Origin of the sequence: Terribacillus sp. 7520-G, from assembly GCF_002271665.1 — a bacterium.
GTDB lineage: Bacteria > Bacillota > Bacilli > Bacillales > Amphibacillaceae > Terribacillus.
In genome coordinates this window covers 29,286-51,922 of sequence record NZ_NQFP01000015.1, presented here as the reverse complement: position 1 = coordinate 51,922, position 22,637 = coordinate 29,286, and the positions used below count along the sequence as shown (strand labels likewise).

Sequence of the window (22,637 nt, the reverse complement as noted above, 5' to 3'; positions counted from 1 at the left end):
ATGAACGATGGAGCAAATGGAACAACTGGAGGAGATGGAGCGTTATGCATACACCATCTTCCGTAAAGATGCGACAGGACATGATTTCTATCATATGAAACGGGTAGCCAAGATGGGAAGGAAAATCGCATTTGCCGAAGGTGCCGATCCGTTCCTGACAGAAGCGATCGGCTGGATGCATGATATTGGAGATCATAAGCTATTTGACGAGCCTGCAGATGCAGTGGCCGAGGCTCAGGGATTCCTGCGCCGTATCGGAATGGAAGAGGACATCATACAGGAGATCTTCCTGGCTTGCCGGAAGATCTCGTTCAGTAAAGGACGGATTCCGGATTCTTTGGAAGGAAGGATCATCCAGGATGCGGATCGTTTGGACGCGATCGGCGCCATCGGGATTGCCCGGACATTTGCTTTCGGGGGAGCAGCCAGCCGTCTCATCCACTGGCCGAATGACCCAAAGCAGTCGAGTGTCCAGCATTTTTATGATAAACTGTTAAAATTGAAAGAAACACTGCATACGAAAACAGCTGTACATATTGCTGAATCCAGGCATGCTTTCATGCAGGATTTCCTGGATCAGTTCTTTGCGGAATGGGATATGCCGTGTGACGATATACGATAAAGGAATGATATTTTTATGAAAACTTCTGAACAAGCCTATCTGGATTTATGCAGATATGTTTTGGAAAATGGCACCAAGAAAGAAGATCGTACAGGCACGGGCACTGTTTCGGTTTTTGGCTATCAGATGCGCTTTGATCTCCAGCAGGGCTTTCCATTGCTGACAACCAAGCGTGTCCCATTCCGTCTGATTGCAAGCGAACTGCTCTGGTTCCTCAAGGGAGATACGAATATCCGTTATTTGCTGGAGCATGACAATAACATCTGGAATGAATGGGCTTTTAAAAACTGGGTGGAAAGTGATGCGTATGACGGTCCGGATATGACCGATTTCGGCCGCCGCTCCCTGCAGGATGAAGAGTTTCGGGTCATGTATGAAAGTCAGATGGAGAAATTCAAGCAGCTGATCCTGACCGATGATGCTTTCAGCGAACGCTTCGGACATCTTGGAGATGTATATGGCAAGCAGTGGCGGAGCTGGGAAACGACAAAAGGGGACAGCATCGATCAATTGCAAGATGTAATTGAAACCATCAAGAAAAACCCGGATTCAAGAAGATTGATAGTGTCCGCTTGGAACCCAGAGGATGTCCCGACGATGGCACTTCCGCCATGCCACACGATGTTCCAGTTCTACGTAGCCGACAATAAGCTTTCCTGCCAGCTGTATCAGCGCAGCGGGGATATCTTCCTTGGCATCCCATTCAATATAGCAAGCTACAGCCTGCTTACACATCTTATTGCCAAGGAATGCGGATTGGAAGTAGGGGAATTCATCCACACGATCGGTGATGCGCATCTGTATTCGAATCACCTTGAACAGGTGGAAACGCAGCTCGGCCGCACACCGAAAGCATTGCCATCCTTGGAAATCAAGGAAAGCTTCAGCTCCGTGTTTGATGCGTCGATGGAGGACTTGGAAATCATCGGATACGAACCGCATCCGGCAATAAAGGCACCTGTTGCCGTTTAAGGAGGAACAGTATGATTTCGCTGTTATTTGCAATGGATCAGAACCGGGGTATCGGATACAAAAATGACATGCCATGGCATCTTCCGCGTGACTTGCGTTTTTTCAAAGAGAAGACGACCAATCAAATCATCGTAATGGGGAGAAAGACACTAGACTCGATGAATGGTGCATTGCCGAATCGGGACAATGTCGTCCTTACAAGGGATAAAGCTTTTAAATCAGAAGATGTCACTGTCCTGCATGATGTCGACGAAGTGAAGGAATTAGCGGACAAGCATCCTGAACAGGAAATCTTCATCATCGGTGGAAGTGAGATATTTTCACAGACATTGGATATTGCTGACCGTATCTATATGACATATATAGAGGAAAGCTTCCCGGCAGATCGCTATTTCCCCGACTTTCCTTTGGATGATTGGGTGGAAACAAAGCGTGAAAAAGGTATAAAGGATGAAAAAAATCCCTATGATTATTACTTCATCCAATATGATCGGGTGAAGAACTGAAATGTTATATGTATTCCTGCCACCTGCTTGCTTTTTCCTGTTGATTGCATTGACAATCTATTATCCAGTTTGGAGAAAAAAGTGAAGCAGTGCAGAAAGAAGGTGAATGAATGCGGTCTTTTTACCATTTTATGATGACATACCGGGGACGGAGAAAGCCGACGGATGAGAGTAAACTTGCCGACTGGATATTTATGGACCATAATTTTCCGAAGCATAGCACATCTTATGATGAAATCAGTGAGTACTTGGAATGGAATAGCCCTTTCCATGGAGCATTGCAGGTTTTTGATCGGCTATGGCGGACATATGAAACAACAGAATAAATGAAAAAAATGCCTGTATCACCAGATACAGGCATTTTTTTCTGGCATCCCAGGTAAAATTTCGGCAAATTACATTGAAAGTTCAGGAATTTATTTATACTATGGAAATATCGCTAGGTGGTGTAAGTTTATGGAATATATCGGTTTGGCTTTAGTGAGTGTCATATTGGCTTATTTGCTCGGAACGCTGAATGCAGCCTATTATATGATGAAATGGAAGCATGGAATAGATATCCGGACGATTGGCAGCGGGAATGCCGGCGCGACGAATGCAGGCAGGGCAATGGGCAAGAAAGGTTTCTTTTTGGTACTTATATTCGATTTAGCGAAGGGGATGCTTGCTGTCCTGTTCGTTCGCGAGAGCGGACAGACGGAGCTTATTGCAGGTTTGAGTGTCATTGCAGCAGTATTGGGTCACATTTTCCCGGTTCAGCTCCGTTTCAAGGGGGGCAAAGGAATCGCTGTGTCCCTGGGGGCACTTATCATCTTTTCCCATCAAGCAACCCTCCTGCTGCTTGCGATCTTCCTATTCATCTATCTTATCGTCAGAAGATTCAGCATCTCCGGTCTGCTCGCCTATGGCTGCACAGCCGTCCTGCTTCCGATTTTACGTTTCGATATGCTGACAATCGCTGTTTACGTTGTAGTGACTGTCTTTATTTTGGCAGCCCATCGTACGCATTTGAAAGCTGCCTGGAGCTATTTGCTATTACGTAACGAAAGGTGATATACGATGAATTCGACGCAATTACAATACAAAATCGCAACCGAACCATGGGAATTCGAACAGATACACACCCTCAACTACCGGACGTTCACCGAAGAGATTCCCCAGCACGAAGTCAATCAGGAACGCAGGAGAATCGATCGGTTCAATGAGGAAAATACATATATTATCGGAATTGACGACAAGAAAGTCGTTGCAATGATTGCCATCCGTTCCACCAGACCATTTTCGCTGGATGAAAAATTGGACAGCTTGGATCGCTACCTGCCTCCTCATGCAGCCAAATGCGAAATAAGGCTGCTCGCCGTGGAACAAGCATATCGGGATGGATTCGTATTCTTCCGGCTGGCTGAGGCCCTCATTCGATACTGCCTGGAAAATGGTTTTGATATGGCCGTGATTTCCGGGGTTTTACGCCAGCAGAAGTTATATAAACATATGGGGTTCGTCCCATTCGGACCATTGACGGGCGCCGGGGCTGCCCAGTTCCAGCCGATGTATGTGACCGAAGCATTGTTCCAGAAGAAAGCACGGGCCTTTCAGCGCATACTTCGCAACGGACAAGATCCGATCAGCTTTTTGCCTGGGCCGGTGCCGATGGCAGAGCAAGTGAAAAAAGCGATGGGAGGGACGGCATGCTCCCATCGCGCGCCTGCTTTTCTTGAACAGCTCGACCAGCTTCGCACGAAGCTAAGGAATATTACACAAGCAGCTCATGTCCAGATCCTGCTCGGATCCGGTACATTGGGAAATGATGCCGTGGCAGCCCAGCTGCGCAATCTAGATCAGAATGGCCTCATCCTTGTAAGTGGAGAATTCGGTGCCAGACTGACAGATCATGCCAGGCGGGCGGGTCTGCGGTTTGCCACAGTGGAAATCCCATGGGGGGAAACCTTCGATTATGAGCATGTATCGACACAAGCAAAAGCAAGTGGCGCTGCTTGGATTTGGGCAGTCCATACGGAAACATCCACAGGGGTGCTGCAGGACATGGACCAGTTGAAAAATATAGCAAAGAAGAACGGCAGCAAATTGATCCTTGATTGCTGCAGCTCCCTTGGCAATGTGCCGATCGATTTACGGGGCGTTTATATGGCAACTGCCGGCAGCGGGAAAGGCCTGGCTTCCTATGCCGGTTTAGCTTTCGTCTTTTATCATCATCCAATCCCCATTTCGGATAATATCCCGCGTTATTTGGATTTGGGTCTCTACCATGCACATGAGAGTGCCCCATTCACTCACTCTTCCAATCTGATAGATGCTTTATCGGCAGCAATCGAGCAATGGGAGAACCAGGAACTGATAAAGCGAGTTCAGGAATTGACAGGGAAACTGATCGCATTATGCAGGCAGAAGGGACTGAGAATCTTGGCAGAAACGGAGTTTGCACCTGGCATTGTCACCATCGTCCTGCCCGAAGCGCTTCGTGCGGACGTCATCGGCCGGGAAGCCGCCCGAAAAGGTTATTTGATCAGCTGCAATAGCAGTTACCTCATCGAACGCAATTGGGTGCAGCTTTCCGTCATGGGGCATCATCAGGAGGAGGATTTGGAACGCGTCACTGATACACTTTCCAATCTGATCGGAAAGAAGGAATCATTCGCTTGATGAACTTTTTCACAACCGCCAAGGGATTCTGTTCGATAGGAGCAGCTTTCCTGTTAGGCAAGATGTATGTAATTTGCATCATCTATTTTGGGCTGCCTTTATATGAACCTTTCGACTACATCCAATTATTCCTGTCCTGTTTGTCGTCGATCGCCCTTTTATTTTTACTGCTGTATCTGTTTGCAAGAAAACTGCGGGCTGGTGCATTCCTGCTCCTGCATATCATTTTAACCGGGATTCTTTATGGTAACTTGCTGTATTTTCGATTTTATATCGACTTTGTCACGCTGCCGATACTATTCCAATTCAAGAATGTCGGTGGCCTTAGCCAGAGCACGGCTGAGCTGATGGATCCACTCGATCTCATTCTGTTCGCCGATACATTGTTCCTGCTATCATGGTGGATTCTCAAAAGACCAAAAGCCCTCCCTTTCAAGCGCAAGCAAAAAGGGCTATTGGCAAGCCTCACTGCTCTGCTGATCGGGATCAATGTCGGAATCTCCCATATCGGGGCGGGGGACCAGCATGATGGCAGCCATAACCGCCCAGCGATGGTGAGTGCGCTCGGACCTGTTTATTATCACGGCTATGATATCTATCAAACCGTGCGTGCTGAGCTCAGCAGTACGTTTGCGACCAAAAAGGATTATGAGAAGGCTGCAGCGTATCTGGATTCTGCCGACACCGATATCGTGTCCCCGTACTTTGGTGCTGCAAAAGGAAAAAATGTCATCCTGATCAACCTGGAATCAACGCAGCAGTTTGTCATTGGCAGGGAAGTGAAGGGGGAGGAAATCACCCCCTTCATGAACAGCTTGATGGAGGACAGCTTCTATTTCGACCAAATCTACCATCAAACCGCGCAAGGGAAGACGTCGGATGCTGAATTCATGTTCGATCAATCCTTTTATCCACTCGCCAGCGGTTCCGTTTATGTGAGGCGTCCGGAAAATGAATATATCGCCATGCCGGAAATTTTAGGGGAGTCTGGTTATCAGAGTGCTTCCTTCCACGGCAATGTCGGCAGTTTTTGGAATAGGGAGGAAGCATACGATGCTTTCGGCTATGATGCATTCTTCTCCAAGGATGCTTATGAAGTGTCGGCTGGGAATTCGGTGAATTACGGCATCAAAGATGAAGCCTTCCTCGATCAGTCAATCCCTTATCTCCTTGAATTGGAGCAGCCATTTTACAGCAAGTTCCTGCTGCTTACCAATCATTTTCCCTTCCTGTTGGATGAAGAGGATGTTTTACTGGACGAAGCGGAAACAGGGCTGAATGTCGTGGATCGCTACTTCCAGACTGTTCGTTACCAGGATGAAGCGCTCAAGGGATTCTTTGCCGAATTGAAACGCTCTGGATTATACGAGAATTCCATCATTGTCCTCATCGGCGATCATTATGGAATCTCCGAAAACTATTATGACGGGATCGCATCCTATCTGGATGAGGATTTGTCAGTGCCGGAGAAGATCGATCTGCAGCAGGTACCACTGATCATCCATGTACCTGGCCAGGAGGGGGGAACCTTCCATAGTCCTGGTGGACAAATCGATATACAGCCCACAATCCTGCATCTGCTTGGAGTGGATACAGCCGACTTTCCGAATTTCGGCCAGGATTTGCTTGCAGACGAGCGTGATCCCTTCGTTGTCTTCCGCGACGGTGATTTCGTGACAGAAGACGTCATTTATACGGCACAGCTTTGCTATGATAAGGCCTCTATCAAGCAGACAAACATGAATAGATGCTCCCCGTATTTTGATAAACGGAATAAAGAACTATATTATTCGGACGCCATCTTGAATGGTGATTTGCTTCGTTTCGCTGATTGAATGAAATCCGCTCCGCCAAGGGGCGGATTTTTTATGGTACAGCCTGCGATGAGTGAGAATCTTCTCCTTTCCTTATCCCTTAGATGCAGCTTTTATATTTACATAATGTTTCCAACATGCTATTGTATATAGGTTCTATTCACACTAAGTTCATAGGAATTATATAATTTGATAAGGAGGATGATCAAATTGGACTTATTCACGTTTGTGAATATCATTATTTTATTAGCCTTATTGGGTGTGCTCTTTTATATGCAGAAGAAGCACATTTCCTTTTCCAAGCGCGTGCTGACCGGGCTGGGACTCGGGATCATACTAGGCGTTGTACTGCAGCTGATCTATGAGCCCGATTCCGAGACCCTCGTCATGACGAATGACTGGTTCGGTTTGGTGGGAAGCGGTTATGTGAAGCTTTTGCAAATGATCGTCATGCCGCTTGTGTTCATTTCGATTGTAGCTGCGTTCACCAGACTTGAAAAATCATCGAATATCGGGAAGATAAGCGGACTTGTCATCGGGACTCTGATGGTGACGACCGCCATCGCTGCAGCAATCGGTATCGCGTCGGCTGCAGGATTCGATCTGAAAGCAATCGATGTTGCAACTGGTGATGCGGAGCTGACACGCGGGGAAGAATTGGAAAGCAGCTTGACAGAAGTGCAAAGCACAACTGTACCGCAAAAGATATTGGAATTCCTGCCAGCCAATCCATTCTTGGATCTGACCGGGGCGCGAGCCACTTCCACGATTGCGGTCGTCATCTTTGCAGCGTTTGTAGGGGTAGCCTACCTTGGGGTGAAGAGGAAGAATCCGGAGCAAGCTGCATTCTTCCAGAAAATGATCGACTCGCTGCATAGTCTTGTCATGCGTATCGTTACATTGGTATTGCGCCTGACACCTTACGGAATTCTTGCTTTAATGGCAAAGACAGTGGCAGGGAGCGACTTCCAAGCCATCGCGACACTGGGTAAATTCGTCATCGCTTCCTATGTTGCGCTGCTTGCCATGTTCCTGGTTCACTTGCTCATCCTGACCATAATGGGACTCAGTCCGAAACAATATGTCAAAAAAGTCACGCCAGTACTGGCATTCGCCTTTACTTCCCGTACAAGTGCGGGTACCTTGCCGCTGAATGTCGAGGCGCAAAGGAATAAATTAGGTGTACCGGAATCGATCGCCAATTTCTCGGCCTCCTTCGGTATCACTATCGGGCAAAACGGATGTGCGGGTATTTATCCAGCCATGCTTGCTGTCATGATTGCACCTACCCAAGGCATCAATCCACTATCCCCATCCTTCATTGCGACGTTGATCGTTGTCGTCATGATCAGTTCATTCGGTGTTGCCGGTGTCGGAGGGGGAGCCACTTTTGCTTCTTTGATAGTCCTGTCCACGATGAATCTGCCGGTTGCTTTGGCAGGTGTATTGATCTCGATCGAGCCGCTGATCGATATGGGGCGGACAGCGCTGAACGTAAGTGGATCCATGGTCTCTGGATTGGTGACAAGCCGTACGCTTGGGGAATTGGACACAAAAACATACCGTTCCACTGAAGCTGCCGCGGATAGCGCAGCAGGCTGACTGCAAAAAACCGCTCCTGTCAGGAGCGGTTTTTTCCATGCAATGAAATATCTATTATATGGTCGAACGGGATGCGGAGCGGATATAAAACGTCCTTTGTATCCAGAAGCAAATATCGTTCAGATCGTTTCAGACCAGTCACGATTCCGCGGGCATTTTCTACTTGGCGCCCTTTTCTATACAGCATACATACCTTCGTTTTCCCCACCTCGATTTCCCGTACCTTCTGCTCCAGCTCTTCCAGCTGCTGCTCATCCATGATCGGCGGCTTTGCCGTCCCGATTTCCCGTCCCATTTGCTGCAGCATTTCCACATGCTCTGGAAGCATCAAAGATGTCCATTTGATTTTACCGCGATCATTCACCATATGTCATTCCTCCTGCTATCAGCATAATCGAACACATGTTCTTTTTCAAGTGACACGGAACATACGTTTTTATATAATGTTTGTATGAACTCGGAACAGAAAGCGGGGATCCCAATGGACAGAGCATCACTGATAAGATTCATGGAACGGCAGGTCACGATGATCTATATGGCGAAAGATGGCTCCTTGACAAAACGCCAGGTCAAGATTGAAAAGATCAATGAAGCATCCGTTACAGGATATTGCTATTTACGGAAGCAGCTGCGCACCTTCCGGATGGATCGCATCCTTGCCATTCAGCCAATCAAACACCATGACAGGTGGCGCATGTCTTCTTGACCCCTGTCATGCACCACTGTCTCCTTTCTGAATAGATTACTAGGGAAACTCAGGGAAAAGGAGAACATGCGATGACTATTTTATTCGATGGCAGCGATGCTCATCATGCCCCCTTGGCTTCTTGGCAGCAAGAAGCACTTGTTGCATTACATAAAAAATTATCCGACCAGCAATCCAGATTCCCTTGTATACCGGCGGCAGTCGGCCATCGGCTTGGCCAGTTCCGTTACGGTTTTGCGGGCGATCCCACTGCAGCAGATACAGCTGGGCAGCTGGCAGATTTATTGACAATATACGGACGGCAATCCAAGGAATTCGGTCATTATACTTCCCTGATCGTTTTTTTCGATACAGCCAAACAGCAGCGGCTTGACCTGGATGTACCTGCATATTTCCGTATATTCTGGGATTTGCTCAGCAGGACAGCGGCATTTGATCCATCCGGATGGCCGGATGATATTCCGGAAAATCCGGATGAAGCATTGTGGGAGTATTGCTTCGGCGGAGAGAAATATTTCATGTATTGCGCAACGCCGGCGCATCAGCAAAAGAAAAGCCGGAAATTCCCTTGTATGATGCTTGCCATCACGCCTAGATGGGTGCTGGAGGAATTCAAATCGAAGCCAAGGGCTGCCGCAAGCATCAAACAGAAAATACGAGGACGGATTACAGCTTACGATGACAATGACATCCATCCGGATTTGAACGCATACGGCAATCCGGATAATCATGAATGGAAGCAATACTTCCTACATGACGATAATACATCCCCTTCCAAATGCCCTTTTCATAGAAGCAAGCGAGACTGATGGATTCTGCCGGTTCTTCCCATACCACCCATTTACAAATCATGCTAGAATAATAGCAGGAGGAATACGTATGAAACTATTGCATACCGCTGATTGGCACCTGGGTAAGATTGTCAACAGCGTACATATGACAGAAGATCAGGCTTTCATCTTGGAGCAGATAAAAGAGATAATCGATAGAGAACAGCCCGATGCGGTCATCGTTGCGGGCGATTTATATGATCGGGCCATCCCGCCGCGCGATGCAGTCGAATTGCTGAATGATACTTGGAACTGGCTGGTCGGTGAGAAGGAAATTCCGGTGTTGTCGATCAGCGGCAATCATGATAGTCCGGATCGCCTTGATTTTGGCAGTCAGCTATTCAAAGCAAGCAAACTATTCATCGAAACGAGGCTGCGGCCCGGATTGAGTCCAGTCACTTTGGAGGATGGGCACGGACCAGTGCATTTTCATCTGATTCCCTATACGGAACCAGCGGATGTGCGGGCATTTTTCGAAGATGACAGCATCACGACCCACCAGCGGGCAATGGAGCGCATCATTGCCTTTATTACCGATACGTACGATATGACAGAGCGGCATGTGTTTATCGGACATGCCTTCCTTGCCGGGGGCATGGAATCCGATTCGGAAGAGAGGCTGTCGATGATCGGGGGGAGCCCATATGTGGATGCTGCCCTGTTCGAACCTTTCACATACGCAGCCTTCGGTCACCTGCATCAAGCACAGCGCATCGGCAGTGATCATATCCGCTACAGCGGTTCACCGCTTAAATATTCCTTTTCGGAAGCGAACCACAAAAAATCGGTGACGATGGTGGAACTGGATGATACCGGATTCCGATCATTCGAGAAAATAGACCTTATCCCAAAACGGGACATGCGGGTGGTGGAAGGATATTTCGATGAGTTGATGGAAGGGACAGCCGGGAACAAAGATGACTATCTGCATATCAGGCTGCTGGATGATGGACAGCTGCTGGACCCGATGGGCAAACTTCGCAAACTCTATCCGAACATCCTGCGCTTGGAGCGCAAAGCAAGGACCGGGACTAGCTCCATATCAGATATCAAACAAATCAAGGAAAAACAACGCATGTCACATATGCAGCTGTTTGCCGCCTTTTATGAAGAAATGAAGGGTGAAGCAATACCTGAACACCGCCAGAAGCATATGGAAGCAATCATCCAGCGCCTGGTCGAGCAAGAGAGGAGAAGCTGATATGCGTGCCATCACTTTACAAATGACCGCTTTCGGTCCTTACCATAAACCTCAGACCATCGATTTCCGCGAACTTGGAGCAGAATCCATCTTCTTGATCACGGGTCCGACCGGGGCCGGGAAGACAACGATCTTTGATGCTATCTGCTACAGTCTATACGGACGGGCCAGCGGAAGTGATCGAGATCAGGATTCCCTCCGCAGTCATTTTGCTGCACCAGGGGAAACGACGGAAGTACGCTACCGTTTTGCCCTTCGGGGTACAGAATACGAGATCATCCGCTATCCGAAGCAGCAAAAGAAAAAAGAGCGCGGCGAAGGCTTTACGGATGATCCTGCAAGAGCGGAATTCTATGAATGGAAAGACGGGGAAAAGATACTGATTTCCTCCAGGATCAAGGAAGTGAACGAGGCCATCGAGGAGAGGATCGGTCTCGATTATGAGCAATTCCGCAAGATGATCATGATTCCCCAGGGGGAATTCCGTAAGCTCATCTCGGAAAACAGCAAGGAAAGGGAAGAAATCCTCCAGAGGATCTTCCGCACATATTTCTATGAACGAATGACCGAAGCGCTGAAGGACGAAGCGAAGCAATTAAAGGAAAACCTGCAGCAGACGGAATGGAAGGAACAGCAGCAAATCGGCAAAATCGAATGGCGTACACAAGCACCAGCGGAAGCTGACAGCGTGCCTGAGACGATGAAGAAGCTGCAGCTTGAACTGGAGGCTGTTGCTGCTGTCATCACGGAAGGTGAGCAAGAGCTTGTAAAGCATAAAAAAATCTGGCTCGAACGCCAGCAGCAATATTATGAAGCCAAACAGCTGCTGGACACATTCGAGCAGCTTGAACGAGCGCTGCTGCAAAAAGAACAGCTTGAACAGCGGTTACCTGCTATCGAACGGAAAAAGCAGCAGCTTATGAATATGGAGCGGGCCAGCCGCCTGGTCCCGTATGAACAGCAGCTTGCTGCCAGGAAACAGGAATGGCAGCGCCAAACAAAGGAACAGCAGGAGAAGCAGGAAAGAAAAGAGTCGATAGAGCAGCAGTTCATTGCGATTGAATCTTCTTATAGACAAGCAAAGGAACAGGAGCCGCAGCGCCTCAAACGGCAGGAACAGCTTCAGTTGGAGAAGCAGCAGCTCGCGCAGTGGAAGGAATATGAGAAACGAAAACTGGAATTGGATCGTATCCAAAAGGCATTGGAAGACAAACGGCAGCGATTGCTCAAGTTAAAAGAAACACATGCCGAGAAAAAGAATCGGCAAAGTGAACTCGAACAAGAGATAAGCGGGGAAGCCGTTCTGATTCAGGCGTTCTTTGAGGAACAAGGGGTGCTGGAGAAACTCGAACGCCAGCTGGAGGAAGCCGCACGGTTGAAAGATTCTTTCCGTCAGCTGCTGGAAATGCGCACCGTCTATCAGCAGACCAAGCAGCGCTTGCAGGAAAAAGAAAATGATGTACACAAGCTTCGGCAGGAAATCTCGGAGCTGGAGGAAGCCCAAACTGCCCATCACGCTGCCCATCTTGCCGGACAGCTGACAGCCGGGGAGCCTTGCCCTGTTTGCGGCTCCACCAATCACCCCTCCCCGGCCCAGACCAGTGCCCATGTGCAATCATTCGAGCTGCTGAAACAGAAGCGTATGAAGCTCGATGATACCCAGCGTGCATATGATGAAGTACAGAGAAAATATGTGGAAGCCAAATCGAATGGGCAGGCAATCCGTCAGGTGACCGATGAGCTTTATCGGAACATCACCGGGGAAGCGTCATTCGATCAAACAAAACTGAAAGAGCTGGAAGCAAGCATCCGGGCCGAAAGAGATAAAACGGCTGCCTCCTTACAGACCAAGCAAGCAGAGAGAAAGCAAATCGAGCAGAAAAAGCAGACGCTAGACCGGCTTAAACAAACGCTTGTACAAGAGGAGGAGGCAGCGGAAGATCTCCAATCCGAGCTGCGGACACTGGAAGAAACATACCATCGTACCGAAGCTGAAGTGAGTTACCAACGGAAGCAGCTTCCCGCTGAGCTTCCGGATCATGACAAATGGGAACGGAAAATCAAGCAGGAGGAAGCTGCAATCGAAGCTGCGTTCAGGGAATGGGAAGGATTGCAGCACCAGTATGAGGAGATTTCCAGAAGCAAAGAACAAATAGCGGCAGCCTTTGAATCAACCGCTAAATTCACAGCTGACCTGGAACAGACGTACCGTCAGGAGGAGCAAGCTTTTCTTGTTAAGCTTGAAGAAGCCGGTTTTGCCGATACGGAAGCATATCGGATGGCCAGAGGTTCGGAGGATGAATTAAGGGCAATCAAGGAAGAGGTTGAGCAGCATGCCCAGCAGCGCCGCAGTGTCGCCGAACAGATAGAAACCTTGCGTAAGCAGACGGATCAGCGTCAAAAGCCGGATCTTGCTGTATTTGAGCAGGCTGTGACGGATGCAGAACAAATATTCGAAGCGAAGAACAGCCGCCTGAATGAGGCAAAGAGCTACGCTTCCCATCATGAAGCCATCATGGCATCTTTGAAACAGCTTCAGGAAGAAGCAGCCGATCAAAAAGCTCAGTATTATGATATCGGCGAACTGGCTAATCTGGCCAAAGGCGACAACAGCCTCAGGCTTTCCTTTGAACGCTACGTGCTGACCAGCTTCCTGGATGAAATCATCCTGCAGGCGAATATTCGATTGGAGGAAATGACGGATCATCGCTATCAGCTGAAGCGAAGCGGACAAATCGCCAAACGCGGCGCCCAGAGCGGGTTGGATCTTGAAGTGATCGATCATCACACCGGTCAGGAACGGCCAGTCAAGACATTATCCGGCGGTGAAGGCTTCAAGGCGGCACTCTCTCTCGCACTCGGAATGTCCGATGTTGTCCAGGCGCATGCCGGCGGGGTGGAGTTGGAGACATTATTCATTGACGAGGGCTTCGGGACACTTGATGAGGTGTCACTGGAGCAAGCAATCGACAGCTTGAAAGGGCTGCAGGCCAGCAATCGCGTACTCGGCATCATTTCCCACGTACCGCAGCTGAAGGAAGAGATCCATACCAAATTGCAGATTGAAACCACCCCGACGGGATCATCTGCAAAATTCATTTTCCAGTAAGGAGGAAACGATTTGGGAACACCACTCAATTTTGACACTGTCCTGCGCACAGAAGGCAAAGAAAAACGAATTGATAGCAAAGAAAATATTTTTCAGCTGGAGCTTCAGGGGTATCACTTATTTCCCCTGCATCAGGCCATCGATATCAAGCGAGCGAAAGATACGGATGAAATAGGAAGAGCGATCATTGTCGAATTGACGTTGAAAGAGGAAAGGACTATTTGTACGTATCAGCTTGTTTCGTTATCAAGCGTCAATTAACGACAAAATCATTGGCCAAAAAAGAGATTGAAGGAGAATCCTGCGCTTGCCCGGGAAATAGCAGGCCTATCGGGGGAAATATATTGCCTCCGCGGGGAATAGAATGGAACAGAATGCTTCTTGCTTGCGTACACTGATAGAAATATTGACGTGAGAAGAGGTATGAGAATGGCAAGAAATCTATTCGGTCCCAATGCCTTTGGGCGACGCAGCCAGCCGCCTGTCAGGAGGAATCCGTTCCTTCCCGACCAAGGAGGTTTCCAGCAGGCTCCGCCTTCAAACGGCGGACTGCCTGACATCCTGCAAAGGATCCTGAACCGTGGGAATAGAGGGCAGGCTCCGGGCAGGCAAGCCCTTCCGACAGCAACCAGCAGCCCTTCCGGCGGAATATCGTTACTTGACATGCTGAATCATACGCAAAATGCACTGAAGGCGGCGGAGTCCTTCATGCCGATGGTACAGGAATATGGACCGATGGTGAAGAACCTGCCTTCCATGCTGAAAATGATGAAAGCCTTGAAGGACATCGATTTTGATGAAGAGGAAGCGGCACCCGAGGCGGAAGAAAAAGATAAAAGCAAGCAAGAAAACCAAAGACGATCTTCTGCCCAAAAGGAAGCGGGGAAACCTGCTAAGCAGGAGACGAGGCGAAGCAAGTCCGGAGAGTCCCTTCCCAAATTGTATATTTAAGCGTGCCACTTGATTTTTTTCCGCAAAAGAGGAAAATATATAGCATACATTGAAGGAGGGATTTATTGTGGCATTACAACACGCTACTTTTGCAGGAGGCTGTTTCTGGTGCATGGTCGAACCGTTTACGGAACGCCCTGGTATCGAATCCGTAGTCTCCGGTTATACAGGCGGCGACAAACCGAATCCCACATATGAGGAAGTGTGCTCGAACACGACCGGCCATGTCGAGGCTGTCCAAATAACTTTCGATCCGGATATTTTCCCTTATGAAAAGCTGGTGGAGACGTTCTGGCAGCAAATCGATCCGACCGATGCAGGCGGTCAGTTCCACGACCGTGGTGAATCTTATAAAACAGCGATTTTTTATCATGATGAACAGCAGCGTCAAGTGGCAGAAGCATCCAAAGCGAAGCTGCAGGAGAGCGGGCGATTCGAAAAAGATATCGTCACCCCGATCCTGCCGGCCAAGCCGTTTTACCCTGCAGAAGAAAAGCATCAGGACTATTACAAGAAGAACAGCTATCATTATAAGATGTACAAGCGCGGTTCCGGCCGGGAGGACTTCATCAAGCAGCATTGGGGTACCAAGAAGGACAAAGCAAAGCTGAAAGAAATCCTGACGCCGATTCAATATCATGTCACGCAGGAGAATGGAACGGAACGTCCTTTCGATAACGAGTATTGGAATAACACAAAGGACGGAATCTATGTGGATGTCGTATCGGGTAAAGCTTTGTTTTCTTCCAAAGATCAATACGATGCCGGATGCGGATGGCCAAGCTTCACCAAACCGATCGATTCATATGAAGTGAAGGAAAATATGGACCTTTCACATGGTATGATCCGTACGGAAGTCCGGGCGAAGGAAAGTGATTCCCATCTTGGACATGTGTTTGAGGACGGTCCCAGGGAGACCGGCGGGCTGCGATACTGCATGAACTCTGCAGCTATGAAATTCATTCCTGTCAGCGAAATGGAAAAAGAAGGATACGGAGAGTATTTATATCTCTTTAAGTAAATAAATACAGCAACAGCTATGCTCTTGTTCGCTACATGAAGGAACAAGAGCATTATTTTGGACAAGGAGTATGAGAATGGATTCTACATTATTGATTGAATATGGCTGGATTCTTCTGGTCCTGATTGGACTGGAAGGACTGCTTGCGGCCGATAATGCGCTTGTAATGGCGCTCATTGTAAAACATTTGCCTGTTAAACAGCAGCGAAAAGCTCTATTATACGGTCTGGGCGGAGCGTTCATCTTCCGATTTGCCTCCCTGTTCTTTGTCAGCTTCTTGGTGAATATCTGGCAGATCCAGGCTTTAGGTGCGCTTTATTTACTGTATATTTGTATCTCGAACCTTATCAAACTGAAGAAAAACGGCGGAGAGGAAGAGGCCGAGAGTCCATTCAGCAAGAAAAACTCCGGCTTCTGGATGACTGTACTGAAAGTGGAACTGGCGGATATTGCTTTTGCAGTGGACTCGATCCTGACAGCCGTGGCACTGGCAGCATCCTTATCGCCTACGCCGCTGCCGCATATCGGAGGAATGGACGGCGGACAATTTTTGGTCGTGTTGGCAGGGGGGATGATTGGTTTGATCCTCATCCGGATTGCAGCTTCTTATATTGTAAAGATCCTGGACAAGCGTCCAGGGCTAGAAGCAGCAGCCTATTTAATCATTGGCTGGGTCGCTATCAAATTGGCCATCCACACATTGGCGCATCCGGCTTTGGAAATCATACCAGAGCATTTCCCTGACTCTGCAGGATGGAATGCGACATTCTGGATTGTGATGGCTGTCATCGCCATCGGTGGCTGGTTCTATAAACCGAAAAGCGAAAGGTCCTGATTCCATGCGGGGAAACGGTCCATTACGTTCCATCTTGAAGTCTTATCTGATTGCCGTCATTGGCGGCGGTCTTTTCACTTTGCTGCACTTGCCGCTGCCCTGGATACTCGGCCCGGTAGCCGGTCTTTTGCTTTCCAAAATCATTTGGAATAACCAAACGGCTGCTTCCCAGCCGCTCCGCAAAATAAGCTATTGGCTGCTTGGTATCCAGATCGGCAATACGTTTACAGTACATACATTCCACAATGTACAGCCTTATTTATTGATCTATACGCTTTTGACATTACTGTTGATTGTCATTTGCATGATCAATGCCTACGTGGTCAGTAAATGGGTGAATGTCGATATGAAAACGAGCATGCTCGGGAGCATACCAGGCGGTTTGTCTGCTGTGTCGGCACTCAGTGAGTCCATGAAGGCAAATACGGGACTCGTGACGATATTTCAGACGATACGTCTTGTCAGCATCCTTTTCATCATCCCGTTCGCTGTCACGCACATGTTCATGGACGGCGGGGCCCAAGGAGCAGTTCAGCTGCCGCAGACGGAGCAAGGAGCCTGGTGGACGATTGGATTATATGTCCTCATGTACATCATCGCCCGTATGACAAACCGATTCATCCCATCATCTTTAGTCATCGTCCCGATGCTGCTTACAGCGATACTGCAAGTCAGCGGAATGCATCTATATCAGTTCCCGCACTTATTTTTCGTGGCTGCCCAGTTGACAATCGGTGTCTATTTGGGTCATTCTATTTCTATAAGGGATTTAAAGAAAGCAGGCAGGCTTTGTCTCTATTATACGGGTCTGTCCTTGCTGCTTATTTTGCTTTGCTTCGGGCTTGGCTATTTATTCAGCTTGTTCACTTCACTGAACATGGCCACTTCTGTACTCAGTATGGCCCCGGGCGGACTCGTGGAAATGGCATTGACGGCCCAGACGACAGGCGGGGATCCGTCCATCGTCAGCTCCCTGCAGACAATCAGGCTGCTGCTGGTCGTCCTTGTGCTGCCGCTTCTGCTGCAATGGACATTACCGAAGCTTGAGAAACACCAACGGAAGGAAGAAACATGATGATACACAAACATTGGCAAGATGCTGAAACTATCAAACAAGTGGAATGTGTCCACACGAATGCAAAAAAATACGTAGTGAACACGACGCTTACGCAAGGCAAAATCTATGATGTCAAAAATGAAACGGAAGAATTCATCTTTATTGTCGACAATACGAATCGTGTCGGTGCTTTCCGTAAGGATTATTTCAAAGAAGTGTAATAAACTGGCAAGAAAAAGGCTAACCTAGTAGAGGTCAGCCTTTTTTTGTTGACTCTTGTTTTACAAAGCTTGTAATTGTTCGATGGTTAACCGATAATAAGGCTAAGCATAGCTAGAAGGAGATGGGGCTTGTGAAAAGGATCATTCTTGTTCGTCATTGTAATGCAGAAGGACAGCACAAAGACTCGCCGCTGACATACGAAGGTATTAGCGAAGCCCGGATGCTCGCGGCTTTTTTGAAACGGCTGGATTATCCGATCCAGCGTATCCTCTCCAGTCCCTTCTTCCGGGCCGTCGAGACAATCAAGCCTTTCGCTGATGCTGCCGATATCCCGATAGAACTGGATCGAAGGCTGCAGGAGCGTATTTTGAGCGAAGAGCCTGTCGATGATTGGCTGGAAGTCTTGGAAGAATCATTTGCTGATTTTGATTTGCGGCTTCCTGGCGGTGAATCATCGAATGACGCCAGAAAGCGGGTACGCAGCCTGCTTGATGAGCTTGAGGCAGAAGAGCAGCTTGAGAACGTCGTTTTGGTGACTCACGGCAACCTCCTTGCAATTTTACTAAAGGAATTCCAGACGGATATTGGGTTCTCCCATTGGAAAGGCTTCACGAACCCCGATGTGTTCCTGGTCCAGCGTGAAGCTGGCAGCTATATGGTGGAACGTATCTGGAATGCTTAAATTTTCTCGCTCGTAAGTACGACCATCAATAGGATGGGCAGTTTTTCATAGATTGTATCGACTTGTTCGATGGGCAGGGGATTTTTTCCTCTGCCCAATTCCATTGTAAAGCCCGGCCGCCTGTAAGAAGCAATGTACCAATCCTTGAAGCCAGCGTAGTTATCCAGTTCCTTTACACCTTTGTATCCGCTGAGCTGCTCCATCTGTGATACCATCCTCGCAGCGCTTGGGGGCTCTTTTTCCTCAAAGCTCCAGTAAATTTCCTCTCCTTGCGTGTGCAGCGCAACGACTGAATCAAAATCTCCTGCCTTGACAAGCTCATACATACCGATCGATTCCGGTTCAGTCAATGGAGTCCGGCCCGGGAAATCACGGGGACCTGGAAGCTTCGGTTTCCGCACCTGCTCATATTCCCATTTGGCGGGATATTGCTTATTCAAATCGACTCCGATTATATTTGCCTTCCATCCTTTGAAATCATCGGAACCTTCATTCAAAAAAAGGACAAGTTCTTCATACTCATGTGCCGTCCTGCTGCCATGGATGACAAGATCGACTCCGTCCGGGTTCACCATCGGAACGATCGAAAGCGTCACATCCTGATATAATTTGCTTGCCGGATAACCGAATAGCTTCTTATCATGGGTGACGGCCAGCAAGTAGTCATTGACGAAACGCATCAGGGCCAAGGAAGTGATCCATTCATTACCGTGGAAACTGGCGTTTATATGAATATGTCTCTTTCCCTTGCCGATTTGCAGCTCTGTCACCGGTTTCCCCAGTATGGACTTGTAAATCGTACGAATCCTCATAAAAGGGAAAAGCTGGTGAAGGGATTGGATATCCTGAAGACAGATAGCATAATCGTAGGGCTGTCGGAAGCATGTCACTGGCTGGGTCACCCGTTGAGGATATGTGAGTTTTTCGCCGGCAGGGAAATAATCAGTATCATACAGCAGGTGAACAAGCCGGAGAGGGAAATGAAAGGCAGCTGCTAATTCCGCGTCTGTCATATCCTTATCCAGGATGACAGATCTGGGAGCATAGCCAGGCACCTGTATTGGCTGTTGCGGCTTTACATGGGTCGAAAGAAACGGATTCGCTGCAAAAAGTACATATGTCGGAAGGTGGAACAGTGTCGCTATCGTGCTCAATTGACAGCCTTTCTGCAGTGTCAATTCCATCTGGATCGCCTCCTTTTGTACATTGTATGTCAAGTATGAAGTAATTATGGGGATGGGGCAAGCTGTCAAATTGTTGAGTACGCCCGTTGTTATTATCGAATATTGTTGTTATAATTTGAATCGATAGGGTATAAATACATATAGTTCGTTTGTATTTTGCGAAGTCGCAGTATACCTGGAAAGAAACCGAGTCTAATGGCCGGTTCATTCATAGTAGTAGAGGAGGCTGTACACATGGCTTTTGTCATCACTTCCCCATGTGAAACGGAAAAAGCCGGCGAATGCATGGAAGTTTGCCCGGTTGACTGTATCGCGGAAGGCAAAGATATGTTCTATATCGATCCTGACATTTGCATCGATTGCGGTGCTTGTGAAGCGGTATGCCCAGTTGAAGCGATCTTCATGGAAGATGAGGTACCAGCGGAAGAAACCAAGTACATTGAAATCAACCGCAAATTCTTCCAGGAAAACTAAGCAGATCCACTGCCAAGAGGCAGTGGATCTTTTGTTTAAAGGGGTCATCCGCTTTACGTCTGATGGCAAGCATGAACCATAGCAGCCTGACCTTCTTTAAAATCGGCTGATCAGGGAAGGGGCAGCTGTCAAAGACCTGAATAAAGCCGACTAAAAAAGCCCGGCAGTGAAGCCGGGTTTTCATCTTACTTCAAAACGTTCAAAACCTTGCTGTTTTTCTAAGTATACGACATCCACCTTCTTAACCTTCACAAACCGATTAGGGCCCTTCCTTATTTCATTGATGAACTTTTCCACACGCTCCGGATCTCCCTCGACATACACTTGGACTGTCCCGTTGGCTTCATTCCGTACATATCCCGCCAACCCGAGATCACGGGCTATTTCTGCTGCTGACAGACGGAAGCCGACGCCCTGGACTTTCCCGCCGACTACCATTTGTACACATTTCATCTCTATACCGCCTCCTTACAAAAAGTGTTCCCTGATAGCGTATACAGAAAACATCTGATTAACACGTCATTTCTTTGGCAAAAATGGTGCTATTACAACACATGGAGGATAAGAATGACACATAATAAAAGTTATTGGCGTGAAAAGACGGAAATTCCAGATTTTGAATCGCTGCGTTATGACACCGAAAGCGAAATCGTCATTGTCGGCGGAGGCATCACCGGCATCGTTACGGGATATATGCTGGCCAAAGAAGGGCGTCAAGTGACCATCCTCGAGGCAGATAGTCTTTATAGCGGTACGACCGGCTATACGACAGCAAAGCTCACGGCACAGCATGGGCTGATTTATGATGAATATATCCAGCATTTCAATACAGATACGGCTAAGACGCATTATGAAGCGTGCATGGACGCAATCGCTTTTGTCAAGGAAACGACAGCGGCACATGGCATTGATTGCAATCTGACGAAACAGGATGCCTATGTCTATACCAAGGAAAAGCAAAACGTCCATAAATTGGAGACAGAGCATGAGGCATATCAGAAGCTTGGTATACAGGGGGAACTCTCGGACACCATACCGCTTCCCTTTGAAATAGAAAAGGCATTGATCATGAAAGACCAGTACCAGTATCACCCGCTGAAATTCCTCAATGGTTTGCTGCATGTATTCCTCGATAATGGAGGGAAAGTATATACCGATACTCCGGTTGATACAATCGAAGAAGGAAAGGATACGACCGTTGTAACGAAGAACGGGTTGAAAGTGACGTGTAAGAAGGTTGTGGTCGCCTCCCATTTCCCTTTTTATGATGGACAGGGCTTTTACTTTGCCAGATTATATCAGGATCGCTCCTATGTGGTGGCCGCAAAGCCAAAGAACCCTTATCCCGGCGGCATGTATATCAATGCCGACACGCCTTCCCGATCCATCCGCAGTATCGAAACAGAGGAACATGGCACCTTGCTCCTGATCGGCGGTGAGTCCCACCGTACAGGCGAGGGGCATCCTGAAGAAATGTATTATAAAGAATTGACGGACTTCGCAGCTTATCTGGGCACGGAAACACCAATCTATATGTGGTCCGCACAAGATATCGTCACATTGGATAATCTCCCTTATATAGGATATATAAGCAAAGGCAACGATAATATCTTGGTCGCCACAGGCTATCGTAAATGGGGCATGACCAGCAGTATCGTTGCCGGGTTGGAAATAGCATCTCTTATCGATTCAGGTATCAGCCGCTACAAAAATATTTATCAGCCATCCAGGTTTCACGCCGACCCGGATTTGGGTAGTGTAACTAAGAATGTAATGGAAGTGGCGAAGGAATTCATAGTTGGGAAACTGGAACAGCCCTATGAATATGTCCCGCACCTGAAGCGGGGTGAAGCAACCAAAGTCCGGTTCAATGGTCTGCTCCTTGGTGTCTATAAAGACGAAAACGGAGAAATACATCAAGTGGATACGACTTGTACCCATATGAAATGTGAGGTTAATTGGAACAGTGCAGAATCCAGCTGGGACTGTCCTTGCCATGGATCACGTTTTACCGGTACAGGCGAAGTGATCGAAGGCCCGGCCAAAAAACCGCTGAAAAAATTGGATCGAGGGCTGAACAGTTAACAACTTGTTTACACTATCTCAAACCTTCCTTTACACCATATTATTTTTAATCGCAGCATCGTTAGCATATAATTGTTAACGAACGTACCAAGAAATGTTGATG

24 protein-coding genes are annotated in these 22,637 nt (G+C 48.0%); 21 read left to right on the top strand and 3 right to left on the bottom strand.

The window, feature by feature from the left end; all coding sequences use genetic code 11:
- Positions 1 to 7: 7 nt before the first annotated feature.
- From CHH53_RS05985 to CHH53_RS05950, 8 genes are all read left to right on the top strand, one after another.
- The gene (locus tag CHH53_RS05985; RefSeq protein ID WP_095215216.1) at positions 8 to 622 is read left to right on the top strand and encodes an HD domain-containing protein; all 615 of its coding nucleotides are present in this window, start codon (positions 8 to 10) and stop codon (positions 620 to 622) included.
- Between the two features lie 15 nt (positions 623 to 637).
- Positions 638 to 1,594: a thymidylate synthase gene (locus CHH53_RS05980; RefSeq protein WP_095215215.1), complete on the top strand. Its 957-nt coding sequence runs from the start codon at positions 638 to 640 to the stop codon at positions 1,592 to 1,594.
- 11 nt (positions 1,595 to 1,605) lie between these two features.
- Positions 1,606 to 2,100, top strand: a complete 495-nt coding sequence (locus CHH53_RS05975; protein WP_095215214.1) for a dihydrofolate reductase — start codon at positions 1,606 to 1,608, stop codon at positions 2,098 to 2,100.
- Positions 2,101 to 2,210: 110 nt separating this feature from the next.
- On the top strand, positions 2,211 to 2,426 hold the full coding sequence (locus CHH53_RS05970) for a YozE family protein (RefSeq protein ID WP_095215213.1): 216 nt from the start codon (positions 2,211 to 2,213) through the stop codon (positions 2,424 to 2,426).
- 130 nt (positions 2,427 to 2,556) lie between these two features.
- A complete protein-coding gene (gene plsY / locus CHH53_RS05965) occupies positions 2,557 to 3,153 on the top strand; it encodes a glycerol-3-phosphate 1-O-acyltransferase PlsY (protein ID WP_095215212.1) in 597 nt (198 codons plus the stop codon).
- A 6-nt stretch (positions 3,154 to 3,159) separates the two neighbouring features.
- Positions 3,160 to 4,761 carry an aminotransferase class V-fold PLP-dependent enzyme gene (locus CHH53_RS05960; RefSeq protein WP_095215211.1) on the top strand — a complete coding sequence of 534 codons (1,602 nt, stop codon included), beginning with the start codon at positions 3,160 to 3,162 and terminating at the stop codon, positions 4,759 to 4,761.
- The gene (locus tag CHH53_RS05955) at positions 4,761 to 6,596 is read left to right on the top strand and encodes an LTA synthase family protein (RefSeq protein ID WP_095215210.1); all 1,836 of its coding nucleotides are present in this window, start codon (positions 4,761 to 4,763) and stop codon (positions 6,594 to 6,596) included. Before CHH53_RS05960 ends, CHH53_RS05955 begins: the two co-directional genes overlap by 1 nt.
- 180 nt (positions 6,597 to 6,776) lie before the next feature.
- Positions 6,777 to 8,177 (top strand): L-cystine transporter, encoded by a 1,401-nt coding sequence (locus tag CHH53_RS05950; protein WP_095215209.1) that lies wholly within the window; start codon positions 6,777 to 6,779, stop codon positions 8,175 to 8,177.
- Between the two features lie 19 nt (positions 8,178 to 8,196).
- Here CHH53_RS05950 and CHH53_RS05945 read toward each other — a convergent pair whose 3' ends face one another.
- A complete protein-coding gene (locus CHH53_RS05945) occupies positions 8,197 to 8,544 on the bottom strand; it encodes a YolD-like family protein (RefSeq protein ID WP_095215208.1) in 348 nt (115 codons plus the stop codon).
- A 114-nt stretch (positions 8,545 to 8,658) separates the two neighbouring features.
- Here CHH53_RS05945 and CHH53_RS05940 point away from each other — a divergent pair, with 114 nt between their 5' ends.
- The 11 genes from CHH53_RS05940 to CHH53_RS05890 all read left to right on the top strand — a co-directional run bounded on the left by CHH53_RS05940 (position 8,659) and on the right by CHH53_RS05890 (position 18,791).
- A complete protein-coding gene (locus tag CHH53_RS05940; RefSeq protein WP_095215207.1) occupies positions 8,659 to 8,883 on the top strand; it encodes a WYL domain-containing protein in 225 nt (74 codons plus the stop codon).
- Between the two features lie 71 nt (positions 8,884 to 8,954).
- Entirely contained in the window at positions 8,955 to 9,692 is a 738-nt protein-coding gene (locus CHH53_RS05935; RefSeq protein WP_095215206.1) for a YqcI/YcgG family protein, read from the top strand.
- Between the two features lie 70 nt (positions 9,693 to 9,762).
- Entirely contained in the window at positions 9,763 to 10,914 is a 1,152-nt protein-coding gene (locus tag CHH53_RS05930) for an exonuclease SbcCD subunit D (protein ID WP_095215205.1), read from the top strand.
- Between the two features lies 1 nt (position 10,915).
- On the top strand, positions 10,916 to 14,023 hold the full coding sequence (locus tag CHH53_RS05925; RefSeq protein WP_095215204.1) for an AAA family ATPase: 3,108 nt from the start codon (positions 10,916 to 10,918) through the stop codon (positions 14,021 to 14,023).
- Positions 14,024 to 14,035: 12 nt separating this feature from the next.
- Complete coding sequence (locus CHH53_RS05920; protein ID WP_095215203.1) at positions 14,036 to 14,284, top strand: DUF2584 family protein; 249 nt, start codon at positions 14,036 to 14,038, stop codon at positions 14,282 to 14,284.
- Positions 14,285 to 14,452: 168 nt separating this feature from the next.
- Positions 14,453 to 14,974 carry a VrrA/YqfQ family protein gene (gene vrrA / locus CHH53_RS05915; protein WP_158221498.1) on the top strand — a complete coding sequence of 174 codons (522 nt, stop codon included), beginning with the start codon at positions 14,453 to 14,455 and terminating at the stop codon, positions 14,972 to 14,974.
- 67 nt (positions 14,975 to 15,041) lie between these two features.
- Complete coding sequence (gene msrA, locus CHH53_RS05910; RefSeq protein WP_095215201.1) at positions 15,042 to 15,995, top strand: peptide-methionine (S)-S-oxide reductase MsrA; 954 nt, start codon at positions 15,042 to 15,044, stop codon at positions 15,993 to 15,995.
- A gap of 76 nt (positions 15,996 to 16,071) precedes the next feature.
- A complete protein-coding gene (locus CHH53_RS05905) occupies positions 16,072 to 16,830 on the top strand; it encodes a TerC family protein (RefSeq protein ID WP_095215200.1) in 759 nt (252 codons plus the stop codon).
- Between the two features lie 4 nt (positions 16,831 to 16,834).
- Positions 16,835 to 17,905 (top strand): AbrB family transcriptional regulator, encoded by a 1,071-nt coding sequence (locus tag CHH53_RS05900; RefSeq protein ID WP_095215199.1) that lies wholly within the window; start codon positions 16,835 to 16,837, stop codon positions 17,903 to 17,905.
- Entirely contained in the window at positions 17,905 to 18,108 is a 204-nt protein-coding gene (locus CHH53_RS05895; RefSeq protein ID WP_095215198.1) for a DUF6501 family protein, read from the top strand. Before CHH53_RS05900 ends, CHH53_RS05895 begins: the two co-directional genes overlap by 1 nt.
- 131 nt (positions 18,109 to 18,239) lie before the next feature.
- Positions 18,240 to 18,791, top strand: coding sequence for a histidine phosphatase family protein (locus CHH53_RS05890; protein WP_095215197.1), 552 nt, complete (start codon positions 18,240 to 18,242; stop codon positions 18,789 to 18,791).
- Here the strand turns inward: CHH53_RS05890 and CHH53_RS05885 are convergent.
- Entirely contained in the window at positions 18,788 to 19,975 is a 1,188-nt protein-coding gene (locus CHH53_RS05885; protein WP_095215196.1) for a M14 family metallopeptidase, read from the bottom strand. The genes CHH53_RS05890 and CHH53_RS05885 overlap by 4 nt on opposite strands.
- Before the next feature lie 234 nt (positions 19,976 to 20,209).
- On the opposite strand from CHH53_RS05885, the gene CHH53_RS05880 reads away from it, so the two are divergent.
- The gene (locus CHH53_RS05880) at positions 20,210 to 20,449 is read left to right on the top strand and encodes a ferredoxin family protein (protein ID WP_095215195.1); all 240 of its coding nucleotides are present in this window, start codon (positions 20,210 to 20,212) and stop codon (positions 20,447 to 20,449) included.
- A 180-nt stretch (positions 20,450 to 20,629) separates the two neighbouring features.
- Here the strand turns inward: CHH53_RS05880 and CHH53_RS05875 are convergent, their stop codons facing one another.
- Positions 20,630 to 20,902 carry an acylphosphatase gene (locus CHH53_RS05875; protein WP_095215194.1) on the bottom strand — a complete coding sequence of 91 codons (273 nt, stop codon included), beginning with the start codon at positions 20,900 to 20,902 and terminating at the stop codon, positions 20,630 to 20,632.
- 114 nt (positions 20,903 to 21,016) lie between these two features.
- Here CHH53_RS05875 and CHH53_RS05870 point away from each other — a divergent pair, with 114 nt between their 5' ends.
- A complete protein-coding gene (locus tag CHH53_RS05870) occupies positions 21,017 to 22,534 on the top strand; it encodes an FAD-dependent oxidoreductase (protein WP_095215193.1) in 1,518 nt (505 codons plus the stop codon).
- Positions 22,535 to 22,637 lie beyond the last annotated feature (103 nt).

What these genes read in the sequence shown, in the direction of transcription:
- CHH53_RS05930 (WP_095215205.1), top strand. Translation starts at nt 9,763, where the DNA reads ATGAAACTATTGCATACCGCTGATTGGCACCTGGGTAAGATTGTCAAC.
- CHH53_RS05935 (WP_095215206.1), top strand. Translation starts at nt 8,955, where the DNA reads ATGACTATTTTATTCGATGGCAGCGATGCTCATCATGCCCCCTTGGCT.
- CHH53_RS05975 (WP_095215214.1), top strand. Translation starts at nt 1,606, where the DNA reads ATGATTTCGCTGTTATTTGCAATGGATCAGAACCGGGGTATCGGATAC.
- CHH53_RS05875 (WP_095215194.1), bottom strand. Translation starts at nt 20,902, where the DNA reads ATGAAATGTGTACAAATGGTAGTCGGCGGGAAAGTCCAGGGCGTCGGC.
- CHH53_RS05940 (WP_095215207.1), top strand. Translation starts at nt 8,659, where the DNA reads ATGGACAGAGCATCACTGATAAGATTCATGGAACGGCAGGTCACGATG.
- CHH53_RS05895 (WP_095215198.1), top strand. Translation starts at nt 17,905, where the DNA reads ATGATACACAAACATTGGCAAGATGCTGAAACTATCAAACAAGTGGAA.
- vrrA (WP_158221498.1), top strand. Translation starts at nt 14,453, where the DNA reads ATGGCAAGAAATCTATTCGGTCCCAATGCCTTTGGGCGACGCAGCCAG.
- CHH53_RS05945 (WP_095215208.1), bottom strand. Translation starts at nt 8,544, where the DNA reads ATGGTGAATGATCGCGGTAAAATCAAATGGACATCTTTGATGCTTCCA.
- CHH53_RS05980 (WP_095215215.1), top strand. Translation starts at nt 638, where the DNA reads ATGAAAACTTCTGAACAAGCCTATCTGGATTTATGCAGATATGTTTTG.
- CHH53_RS05970 (WP_095215213.1), top strand. Translation starts at nt 2,211, where the DNA reads ATGCGGTCTTTTTACCATTTTATGATGACATACCGGGGACGGAGAAAG.
- CHH53_RS05880 (WP_095215195.1), top strand. Translation starts at nt 20,210, where the DNA reads ATGGCTTTTGTCATCACTTCCCCATGTGAAACGGAAAAAGCCGGCGAA.
- CHH53_RS05905 (WP_095215200.1), top strand. Translation starts at nt 16,072, where the DNA reads ATGGATTCTACATTATTGATTGAATATGGCTGGATTCTTCTGGTCCTG.
- plsY (WP_095215212.1), top strand. Translation starts at nt 2,557, where the DNA reads ATGGAATATATCGGTTTGGCTTTAGTGAGTGTCATATTGGCTTATTTG.
- CHH53_RS05925 (WP_095215204.1), top strand. Translation starts at nt 10,916, where the DNA reads ATGCGTGCCATCACTTTACAAATGACCGCTTTCGGTCCTTACCATAAA.
- CHH53_RS05885 (WP_095215196.1), bottom strand. Translation starts at nt 19,975, where the DNA reads ATGGAATTGACACTGCAGAAAGGCTGTCAATTGAGCACGATAGCGACA.
- CHH53_RS05985 (WP_095215216.1), top strand. Translation starts at nt 8, where the DNA reads ATGGAGCAAATGGAACAACTGGAGGAGATGGAGCGTTATGCATACACC.
- CHH53_RS05900 (WP_095215199.1), top strand. Translation starts at nt 16,835, where the DNA reads ATGCGGGGAAACGGTCCATTACGTTCCATCTTGAAGTCTTATCTGATT.
- CHH53_RS05870 (WP_095215193.1), top strand. Translation starts at nt 21,017, where the DNA reads ATGACACATAATAAAAGTTATTGGCGTGAAAAGACGGAAATTCCAGAT.
- CHH53_RS05955 (WP_095215210.1), top strand. Translation starts at nt 4,761, where the DNA reads ATGAACTTTTTCACAACCGCCAAGGGATTCTGTTCGATAGGAGCAGCT.
- CHH53_RS05960 (WP_095215211.1), top strand. Translation starts at nt 3,160, where the DNA reads ATGAATTCGACGCAATTACAATACAAAATCGCAACCGAACCATGGGAA.
- CHH53_RS05950 (WP_095215209.1), top strand. Translation starts at nt 6,777, where the DNA reads ATGATCAAATTGGACTTATTCACGTTTGTGAATATCATTATTTTATTA.